Source organism: uncultured Novosphingobium sp. (assembly GCF_964277725.1).
Lineage (GTDB): Bacteria > Pseudomonadota > Alphaproteobacteria > Sphingomonadales > Sphingomonadaceae > Novosphingobium > Novosphingobium fluoreni.
In genome coordinates this window covers 1-9,823 of record NZ_CAXYKL010000199.1, presented here as the reverse complement: position 1 = coordinate 9,823, position 9,823 = coordinate 1, and the positions used below count along the sequence as shown (strand labels likewise).

General features: G+C 64.4%; 6 protein-coding genes. 5 read left to right on the top strand and 1 reads right to left on the bottom strand.

The annotated features are described in order from the left end of the window. The 4 genes from ACHWRX_RS11295 to ACHWRX_RS11280 all read left to right on the top strand — a co-directional run. The coding region (locus ACHWRX_RS11295; RefSeq protein ID WP_394659285.1) for an Ig-like domain-containing protein at positions 1-3,186 on the top strand (3,186 nt) is incomplete at its 5' end. A 78-nt stretch (positions 3,187-3,264) separates the two neighbouring features. Beyond that, on the top strand, positions 3,265-4,614 hold the full coding sequence (locus tag ACHWRX_RS11290) for a TolC family protein (protein ID WP_394659284.1): 1,350 nt from the start codon (positions 3,265-3,267) through the stop codon (positions 4,612-4,614). Continuing rightward, positions 4,607-6,766, top strand: a complete 2,160-nt coding sequence (locus ACHWRX_RS11285) for a type I secretion system permease/ATPase (RefSeq protein ID WP_394659283.1) — start codon at positions 4,607-4,609, stop codon at positions 6,764-6,766. Before ACHWRX_RS11290 ends, ACHWRX_RS11285 begins: the two co-directional genes overlap by 8 nt. Next, positions 6,763-7,974 carry an HlyD family type I secretion periplasmic adaptor subunit gene (locus tag ACHWRX_RS11280; RefSeq protein WP_394659282.1) on the top strand — a complete coding sequence of 404 codons (1,212 nt, stop codon included), beginning with the start codon at positions 6,763-6,765 and terminating at the stop codon, positions 7,972-7,974. Before ACHWRX_RS11285 ends, ACHWRX_RS11280 begins: the two co-directional genes overlap by 4 nt. Positions 7,975-8,025: 51 nt before the next feature. Here ACHWRX_RS11280 and ACHWRX_RS11275 read toward each other — a convergent pair whose 3' ends face one another. Next, positions 8,026-8,835: a ferredoxin--NADP reductase gene (locus ACHWRX_RS11275; RefSeq protein ID WP_394659286.1), complete on the bottom strand. Its 810-nt coding sequence runs from the start codon at positions 8,833-8,835 to the stop codon at positions 8,026-8,028. Between the two features lie 174 nt (positions 8,836-9,009). Between ACHWRX_RS11275 and ACHWRX_RS11270 the strand changes: the two genes are divergently transcribed. Beyond that, complete coding sequence (locus tag ACHWRX_RS11270; protein ID WP_394659281.1) at positions 9,010-9,711, top strand: glutamine amidotransferase; 702 nt, start codon at positions 9,010-9,012, stop codon at positions 9,709-9,711. Positions 9,712-9,823 lie beyond the last annotated feature (112 nt).

The following is a 9,823-nucleotide window of genomic DNA, read 5'->3' as shown; positions in this document are numbered from 1 at the left end:
ATCCCGGTCATCACCACGGTGCTGGACGACGTTGGCACGATCACCGGCAATATCGGCAACGGCGGGGCCACCAACGATGCTCTCCCCACGATCAACGGCACGGCGGCGGCAAACGTCACTGTCGCGGTGTTCGATGGCCTGGGCCAGATCGGCACGACCACGGCGGATGCATCCGGCAACTGGACGTTCACGCCAACCACGCCGCTGCTGGGCGGAGCGCACGTGTTCACGGCGGTGGCGACCAACGCCGCCGGAGTGCCAAGCTTCCCCTCGTCCGCCTATGCGATCTCGGTCGACGTCACCGCGCCACCCGTGCCGACGCTGGCCAGCGTAATCGACGATGTCGGCACGATCGTCGGCCCGTTGATCTCCGGAGCGTTTACAGACGATGGCACACCGCGCCTTTCGGGCACGGCGGAAGCCAACGCGACCGTCACGGTGTTCGACAATGGCGTGCAGATCGGCACCACCGTCGCCGGGGCGCTTGGGGGGTGGACCTTCACGCCCACGACGCCGCTTTCCGCCGGTGCTCATGCCATCACCATCACCGCCACCGATGCGGTGGGCAACCAGAGCGCGCCGACGGCAGCGTTCAATCTGACGGTCGACATCGCCGCACCCAATGCGCCGGTGATTATCAACGCCGCAGATGATGTGGGCACCGTGCAGGGTCTGCTCACGTCCGGCGCGTTCACCGATGATGGCGCGCCGCTGCTCTCTGGCACGGCGGAGGCGAACGGCACCGTCTCGATCTTCAGCGACGGGGCCTTGCTGGGCACTGTGGTCGCCAGCGGTACCGGCACCTGGAGCTTCACCCCGCCGTCACAGTTGCCGGATGGGCCACACATCTTTACCGCTACCGTGCGGGATGTCGCGGGCAATCTTAGCGCCGTATCGAACGCCTATACCGTCATCGTCGATACGGTCGCCCCGGCGGCTGCCACGATTACGGCTGTGTTGGATGATGTGTTGCCCACGGTGGGCGCGCTCACCAATGGCGGGGCGACCAACGACACGTTGCCAACGCTTTCCGGCAATGCCGAGGCCAACGCCACCGTCGTGGTGTTCGACAATGGCGCGCCGATCGGCTCCGTCACTGCCAGTGCCCTGGGCGCCTGGACCTTCACCCCGTCGACGGCACTGACGGAGGGGGCGCACAGCTTCACCGTTCGCGCCACGGATAGCGCAGGCAACCAGGGCCCGGCCTCCACGCCGTTTGCGGTGCGGGTGGATACGATCGCGCCCTCTGCTCCGGCCATCACCAGCCTGACGGATGACGTCGGCACGGTGCAGGGCCCGGTAAGCAGCGGCGGCGTCACCAACGACACCTTGCCATTGCTGCGCGGCACAAGCGAAGCAGGCGCTACGCTGACGGTGTTTGCAAATGGCATTGCCATCGGCACCACCCAGGCGGACGCAACCGGCAACTGGAGCTTCACCCCCGGAACGCCGCTGGTGGAAGGAACCTACAGCTTCACCGCTACGGCGACTGACGCGGCGGGCAACCCGGGCGGGTCGTCCGCGGCATTCACCGTCACGGTAGATACAACCGCTCCGGTTGTACCAATTATAACCAGCGTTGTGGACGATGTGGCGCCCAACGCAGGCATAATCTTGAGCGGCGGCATTTCCAACGATGCACTGCCGCAGATCAACGGCACGGGGCCTGCCAACACGACATTGGTGATCTATGACAATGGCCTGGTCATCGGCAGCACCACCAGCAATGCCCTGGGCGCATGGAGCTTCACCCCGGCAACGGCCATCGCCGCCGGTGCGCACAGCTTCACCGCCACCACCGTCGATCCGGCCGGCAATGCCAGCCTGCCATCCAATGCCTATGGGCTGCTGCTGGATACGGTCGCGCCTGCGCAGGGTATCGCAATTACCACCCTGACCACGGACACGGGCGCGGTGGGTGATTGGAGCACGCAGGATACCAGCCCGATCATCAGCGGCACGCTGGGCGCGGGGCTGGGCGCCGGGGAGCAGCTGCAGGTCCAGATCGACGGCGGAACCTGGGTGAATGCCACGGTTTCGGGTACAAGCTGGTTCTACGGTGCTGGCAACCTTTCGGTGGGCAGCCATACCGTGGGTGCACGGCTGATCGATACGGCGGGCAATATCGGCAGCACTGCCAGCCAGTCCCTGGCGATCACCGCGATCACGCAGCAGGCTCCACTGGTTCAGGCGAGCGGAACCTCGCTGCTGGGTCTGGTGGGTGTGGAAGCGCTCAATCTGATCGATCTCAGCACTCAATCGCTGACAGCGGTGGATCCCAACAACAACCTCCGGTCGTTGCAGGTCCGCTATGCCCCGGCGCTGGGCTTGGGCTTGGGGGCCTACACGCTGACCGCTTCCGCGGTGGTGGCGGCGGAACTGGGCCTGCAGATCGCCATCACCAACAACGCCGGTGTCCTGGGCCTTGTCGCTCCGACTTCCACGTTGACGATCAGCGCCATCAACGGCGGCCCGATCGACAACCTGGCCGCAAACGAGCTGCTGGCGACGGTGCATTTCCAGCAGAACCTGCCGCTCGCCAGCCTCGATGTCCTCAACTCGACCTCGATTTCAGCGACCGACACCACCAATCTAACCAGCACTTCGCTCACCGGTACGTTGCTCGATCTCAGCTTGCTGAATTCCAGCGGCTCGCCGAACCTTTTCGAAGGTGATGCTGGTGCCAATACGCTGAACGGCACCATCGGGAACGACAGACTCTATGGCCATGGCGGGAACGACACGCTGAACGGTGGTGACGGCAACGACTTCCTGCGGGGCGGTGCGGGAGCCGATACCCTCAACGGCGGTGCCGGAAATGATACCCTGGTGTACGATAGCAACGATGTTTTGATCGACGGTGGAACCGGAACGGACACATTGCTGATCGACACCGGAACAGGCCCGGTGCTCAACCTCGACCTTGTGAGCAACATCCGCAACATCGAGGCGATCGATCTGGGCACCGGCGATGCCGGCCGCCAGATCACCTTGACCGAGGCGGGTGTCCTGCGGGCCACGGATGCCAATCAAACCCTGACCATCAACGGTGACGGCAACGATACTGTGACGATGACGGGGGCCGTGCTGCAGGGCCAGTCGCTGATCAATGGAGAGGCGTACAACCACTACGTTCTGGGCACGACGGACATCTACGTAGATCACGCGGTGCTGGCGGTCGTCTGACCGGCAGCACTACGCGAGACAACAAAAGACGCCGTAAAAATCGGGGAGTGAATGGCGTTGCGATGGTGGAGGGGCCCGGTGGCGATAATCGTCGCCCCGGGAGTGCTTGTGGCGACAGCGCATGCGCAAGAGCAACCGGCAGCGGTCGCTCCGCCCACGATCTCCGGCGATATCGTGCGGCCGGGGGACCCCCGTATCGGCCGGATCGACCTGGCAGACGCAGTTGTCCGAACATTGTCCCGCCATCCTGAGATCGCGCGCGCCAACGCGGCCCTGGCGCGTGGCAAGGCGGATCTGGGCGCGGCCCGGTCCGTGTGGATGCCGCAGGCCGGCTATCAGGCGAACCTGGGCCCCAACATGTTCTCCAGCCGCAACAACTCCGCCCTGAACCAGAACATGGCGGGCCCCAGCGTTTTCCTGCAACAGCAGGTGTGGGACTTTGGCCGCTCCAAGGGAGAGATCGGCGCGGCGCGGTCCACCACGCGTCAGCGTGGATACGAATTGGAAAGCGTGGCCGATCAGCTGGCCGAACAAAGCGCGCTGGCATTCCTGGAAGTGAAGCGCTTCGAACTGCTCTCCACCGCCGCGGCGAACCAGGTGGCGGAGCTGGATCACTTGCGCTTCCTGATCGGTGCCCGCGTCAACGCCGGGGTTTCGGACAAGTCCGATCTGATGCTGGCCGATGTCCGGGTGGAGTCCGCCAGGGGTGAGGCGATCCAGGCGGAGACTGCCTACACCGTGGCGCAATCGCGCCTGTTGAACCTTATCGGCGCGCTACCGCAGGCTTATGACGATCCCAAGCCGCTGATCTCCCGGTTCGAGACCGGCGATGAGGAGCCGGATTATGAGAGACTGCCCTCCGTTCTGGCAGCGCAGGAGGCAGAGAAAGCCGCCACTTCCAAGATCGGACAAGCCAAGGCGGAGCGCTATCCCCGGCTGGGCCTGCAAATGGGCTACACTCGCAACAACTACACCTATAACACGCGCGACAACGCCTTCAACGCGATGGTGACTGTCAGCGGAGACCTCTATCGCCGCAGCAGCCGCTATCTGGTCGAAGCCGCGCAGGAGGATCGCCGCGCGGCGGCGGCGGTCCATGACACCACCGTTCTGGACGCGCGTGGCAAGGCGCTTTCGGCCCGCCAGGAAATCCGCGCCGGCCAGCAACGCATCTCTGCGTACTCCCGACAGGAAGAGCAGGCCATCACTGCCAGCAAGATCTTCTTCGAGGAATACAAGCTGGGCAAGCGCACGCTGACGGAACTGCTGAACACTCAGCTTGAGGTCTATCGTGCCGCCAGCGCCCGGATCGGTGCTGATTACGACGTGATGTCCGCCCGCGTGCGGTTCGAGAATTTGTGTGGCCGGTTGCGACCCTCCCTAGGCTTGCCCGCACGATTGCTAACGGAAGACGAAATCGATGGCTGACGATACCGCGACCGTTTTCGCCCCTACCGCGCAACAGACTGGTTGGATCGCCGCTGTCGCTAGCCTGGGCGCGCTGAAGGGCGTGCCGGTCGGCGCGCAGGAATTGGATGCGCGGCTTTATTGGTCGGAGGGGCAGGACCGCGACAAGGCGCTGATCAATGCGGCCCGGCTGTCCGGGCTGGAGGTCCAGATCGTGCGGCTGGCGATCGACGAGGTTCCCGAACTGATGCTGCCGGCGGTGTTCGAGCTGGAAGGCGGCGCAGCCATCGTTCATGCCCGCGATGCCGACAGCGTACGCGCCACGATGGCGGGTCTGGGCGCTGACAGTCCGGTGGAGATCGCGCTGGACGCCTTTCGGCAGCGGACCACTGGCCGGGTTGCCCTGGTGGAGCCGATGTCCACCCGATCGCGTGACGCCCGCCTGGATGAATTCCTGCGTGCGCCCACGCGCTCATGGCTGTGGGACATCATCATGGCGGATCGGCGCGGCTATGGCGAAATCATGCTGGGGTCCGTCTTCGGCAACCTGCTGACATTCGCCACCTCGCTGTTCGCGATGCAGGTGTGGGACCGCGTGGTGCCCGCGCAATCGGTGCCCACGCTGTGGGTGCTGGCACTGGGTACGGGCATGGCGCTGTTCCTTGAATTGACGCTGCGCACCGCGCGGGTGCAATTGGTGGACCGCATCGGCCGCCGCGCCGATCTGGAAATTTCCTCCCGCGTCTTTGCCCGCGCGCTGGACGTCCGCAACGATGCGCGGCCCCGATCTACCGGGGCGCTGATATCGCAATTGCGCGATATCGAGCAGATCCGCGAGATGCTGACGTCCACAACAATCGGCGCGCTCATCGATCTGCCGTTCATCGTGCTGTTCCTGGTGCTTTTCGCCTTCCTGGCCGGATCGCTCACCTGGGTGCTCATCGTGGCCGCGCTGCTGATCCTGCTGCCCGGTCTGATCCTGCAGCGCCCGCTGGCCCGCCTCGCTACCGAGGGCATGCGCGAGGGTGCGCTGCGCAACGCAATCCTGGTGGAATCGATCGAGCGCATTGACGAGATCAAGGCTTCGCAGTCCGAGGCGCGCTTCCAGTCGCTGTGGGAACGGCTGACGCTGGCCGGAAGCCGCGTCGGTGCTGAGCAGCGCTTCTTCTCGGCATTGTTCGTCAATTGGACCCAGACCTTGCAGCAACTGGCCTACACCGCCGTGGTGGTCGCCGGGGCGTTCCAGGTGATGGACGGCAACATGACAATGGGAGCGCTGATCGCCTGCTCCATCCTGACAAGCCGCGCGCTGGTGCTGTTCGTGCCGTTCGGCAGCATCTTCACGCGATGGCAGAACGCCAAGATCGCCCTCACCGGCCTGAACGACTTGTTCGGTAAGCCGGTCGATCACGACCCCGAGCGCGGGATGCTGCGCCGCGCGGCGCTCAGCGGCAATTACGAGATCAAGGACCTCACGTATTCCTATGACGAGGAAGCGCCGCTGGCTCTGAAGCTGGAGCGGCTGTCGATCCGCGCCGGTGAGCGGGTGGCGCTGCTGGGACGGATCGGCGCGGGCAAGTCCACGCTGCTCAGGCTGCTGTCCGGCCTGTCGCTGCCGACGTCCGGCGAACTGCTGTTGGATGGCACCAGCCTGTCGTTGATCAACCCGCTCGATGTGCGGCGGGACACGGCATACCTGGGGCAGGGTGCGCAGCTGTTCCTGGGCACCGTGCGCGAAAACCTGACGATCGGCTCCCCCGGTGTCAGCGACGAGCAGATCCTGCACGCGCTGGCGGTCACTGGCGGGTTGGGCCTGGTGCAAAGCCAGCCGCAAGGCATGGACTTGCTGCTGCAGGAAGGCGGTGTGGGGCTTTCGGGTGGCCAGCGCCAGACACTGCTGCTGGCGCGCGCGTTGCTGCGCAACGGCAACGTCCTGCTGCTGGATGAGCCTTCGGCCCCGCTGGATGATATTAGCGAAAGGTCGCTGGTCGCCAATCTGGGCAACTGGCTGGGCAAGCGCACGCTGGTGGTCACCACCAATCGCCCGGGCCTTCTGGAACTGGTCGACCGCATCGTCGTGATCGACAAGGGGCGGATCGCCCTGGACGGACCCAAGGAGCAGGTCATGCGGGCCTTGTCCGGACCTACGCCGGTGCAGGAGAAGCGGGCATGAGCACGGTATCACCCGCGACGCGCTCGGTCGGACTGCTGGATGCTCTGCTCACCGGGGATGATAGCCGCTGGGTCAAGACCTTTGGCCGCCTGCGCATCATCCCGATCCTGTCCGTCGGCATCCTCGCCTTCCTGGTGTGGAGCTACTTCGGCGTGCTGGACGAAGTGGCGGTGGGCAGCGGCAAGGTAACGCCGCCTTCCCGGTCGCAGATTATCCAAAGCCTGGAAGGCGGCATCGTCAACGGCATCTTCGTGCGCGAAGGCGATATCGTCCGCCCCGGGCAGAAGCTGGCGACGCTGGACCGGGCCAGGTTCAGCTCGATGCTGGGCGAGGCGGAGGCCAAGGCCCGCTCACTGGAGGCAACCGCCGCCCGGCTGGAGGCAGAGATCAACGGTGGCACCCCGCAGTTTTCGCCTGCAGTGCGCGAAATGCCTGGCCTCGTCGGGCGCGAGATGGAGCTGATGCGATCGCGCCGTCAAAACCTGCAGGTCGCCACCGCCAGCATGCGTGAATCGCTGGCCCTTACGCGGCGGCAACTGGCGATGACGGAGCCTCTGGTGGAACTGGGCGCGGCGAACCAGGTGGAGATCATCCAGCTGCGCCGGCAAGAGAACGAGATTCAGGCCAAGCTGGATTCCCTGCGCAACCAATACGTCATCGATGCCAGCAACGACTATGCAAAAGCAAAGGCCGAGCTGGACCAGGTGGTGCAAGTCGTGGGCGGGCGGCGCGATCAGCTGGACCGCACAACGCTGGCCAGTCCGGTGCGCGGCATCGTCAAGAACCTGGAAGTCACCACGATTGGCGGCGTGATCCAGCCGGGCGGTTCGCTGATGGAGATCGTGCCGCTGGAAAAGAACCTGCTGATCGAGACGCGCATGTCGCCGCGCGACATCGCCTTCCTGCGGCCCGGCCAACCCGCGACCGTAAAGATCACGGCCTACGATCCTTCGATCTACGGCACCTTGGCCGGGACCGTGGATCGCATTTCACCCGACACGCTGCAGGACGAGGTGCACCGCGATCAAGTGTATTATCGCGTCTACGTGCGCACCAACCGGTCGACGCTGCATGCCAAGAACGGACGGGAATACGCGATCATGCCCGGCATGGTTTCGACCGTTGAGATCAAGACCGGCAGCAAGACCGTGCTGCAATACTTGATGAAGCCGATCAATAAGGCGAACGAGGCAATGCGGGAGAAGTAGGCTCCAAGCCGACGGGGCGGGGTTGGGTGGCATAGTCCTGCGAAAAAACGATCACCCTACGAATGCGCGTTCGATCACGAAGTCACCGGGATGGGCGTTGGCCCCCTCGCGAAAGCCGGTGTCGACCAGCATCGCAGTCAAGTCGCGGATCATTTCCATGCTGCCGCACAGCATCACCCGGTCAGTCATCGGGTCGAGCCGCCGCTCACCGCCCAGGCCCTGGAACAGTCGTCCGCTGTCGATCAGCGTGCCGATCCGGCCGATGGTGTGAAACGCCTGCCGCGTCACCGTGGGCACATAGGTGAGTTGCAGCAGGGCCTGCTCCTGCACCAGAGGATCGTCCGCCAGATGACTCTCCAATTCGCCGCGATAGGCCAGATCGTCGGCGGAGCGTACGCAGTGGACGATCACGATCTGGCCGAACCGTTCGTAGATGTCGGGATCGCGAGCAAGGGACAGGAACGGGGCCAGCCCGGTGCCGGTGGAGAAAAGGAACAACCTGCGCCCCGGCAGCAGCGCATCGGCGACCAGCGTGCCGGTAGGTTTGCGGCCCAGGAACACCGGATCGCCGGGCTCCACCTGCTGCAGGCGCGATGTCAGCGGCCCATCGGGGACCTTGATCGATAGGAACTCCAGTTCCTCCGCCCACGAGGGACTGGCGATCGAATAGGCGCGCAGCAGCGGCCGACCATCGCCAGGCAGCCCGATCATCACGAATTCGCCAGAGCGGAAACGGAAGGATGGCGGGCGAGAGATCGCGAAGCTGAAAAGGTGGTCGTTCCAATGATGCACCCGCGTGACTTCCTCCACGCTCAGCGTGGAAGGGGCATGGGCAGCCAGCGCAAGCTTGCGATCACTCATCATGCTTCGATCCTCGAACCTCCTGCAGAAAAAATGCACTCATTAGATAATGCGAGTCAATCTCATTAATCGTTTATCGGCGTATTTGCCGCATTGGTCAAGTGAGGGCATGTCTGGCGGGGGAAGACATCCTCCGCTTGAACCGGCTGGCGCGTTCTTTCATGATGCCGGCTTATGGCAAAGACCGCGCTCATCATCCGTCACGTGCCCTACGAGGGTGTTGCCGCCTATCGCGAACCTATCGAGGCGGCGGGCTATCAGGTCGATCGCATCGACGTGGCGGACCCCGCGTTTCCCGATCTCGACCTGTGCCGGTATGATCTGCTCATCATGATGGGTGGCCCGATGGGCGTTTATGAGCAGGATAGCTATCCCTGGATCACCATCCAGCTCCAGAAGCTAGCGCAGCGACTGGAAGCAGGGCGCCCCACCCTGGGCGTCTGCTTTGGTGCGCAGATGATCGCGGCGGCGCTGGGGGCGCAGGTCTATGCCGGGCCGGCCAAGGAAGTGGGCTTTCATCCTGTGACAATTCGTGCCTCTGCGCAGGACGGGCCACTGCGTCACCTGATCGATGTGCCGGTGCTGCACTGGCACGGCGATACCTTCACGCTTCCCGCCGATGTCGAACTGCTGGCGTCCAGCCATGTCTACGATCACCAGGCTTTCCGCCGAGGGCGAAATATCCTGGCGCTGCAGTTCCATGCCGAGATGGGACTGGATCCGCGCTTTGACGATTGGCTGGCACAATGGCCCGGGGCCGTGGTGGAGGCGGGCGGAGACGAAGCCAGCCTGCGCGCCGATCATGATCGTCTGGGGCCGGGCGCGGTCGCGGCGGGGCAGGCGATGATCGCGCAGTGGCTACGCGAACTTGATTGATCTTTCTTCCTTAGGCTGACGCCATTCCTCAACACCGGGCATTTTACCTTTGATGTGACGGTGCTAGGGCGGGCAGCGTGAACAGTATTCGCCAATGGGGCCTCGTGGCCGA